The following is a 474-nucleotide window of genomic DNA, read 5'->3' as shown; positions in this document are numbered from 1 at the left end:
GAGAGGAAGACGACTGATAGGTTCTGCGACCTATCGAGCGAATGAGCGATCAGGAGAGCGTCGGCGAAGTCTCTTCTCGGTGATCGTCGATGACCGCGAGCAGAGCGAGAACATCTTGGAACTCTCGGCCGCGATGCACAGTCCCCTGGTCGGTGTCGTACTCGATCACGTTCGCTTCCTGTAACTTCGGCAGGTGAATGTGGTGAAGCTCGATACCTCGATGTTCTACAGAACCGTTACCGTCCGGTTGGAGTGAATCCGCCCCTCGCAGGTGCTGTGTGAGTTGGTCGACAGTCGTCCCGTCGGGTGTGTCAGCCACCTGGCGGAGGATCTGTTGTCGCTGTTGGTTGGTCAGCAGCTCTAGTGCTGTCTCGGTCGCTATCCGCTGTTCTGAGTTGGTCATGAGTAGTCCCACCATGTCCAGTCGGGACATCGGCTCGCAAGAACATGGACTAGATACTTCACGGACCTAGC

Annotated in this window: 1 protein-coding gene; it reads right to left on the bottom strand. The window is 57.0% G+C overall.

Annotated elements, in window-relative coordinates; translation table 11 throughout:
- Positions 1–49: 49 nt before the first annotated feature.
- Positions 50–403: a hypothetical protein gene (locus tag DVK01_RS21275; RefSeq protein WP_233560831.1), complete on the bottom strand. Its 354-nt coding sequence runs from the start codon at positions 401–403 to the stop codon at positions 50–52.
- Positions 404–474 lie beyond the last annotated feature (71 nt).

The sequence above is a fragment of the Haloarcula sp. Atlit-120R genome (assembly GCF_003665885.1).
In the GTDB taxonomy this organism is placed as follows: Archaea; Halobacteriota; Halobacteria; order Halobacteriales; family Haloarculaceae; genus Haloarcula; species Haloarcula taiwanensis.
This window is presented reverse-complemented; position numbering and strand designations above follow the sequence as displayed.

Bases quoted from the DNA above. Each gene is read 5' to 3' on its own strand.
- DVK01_RS21275 (WP_233560831.1), bottom strand. From the start codon at position 403: ATGACCAACTCAGAACAGCGGATAGCGACCGAGACAGCACTAGAGCTG.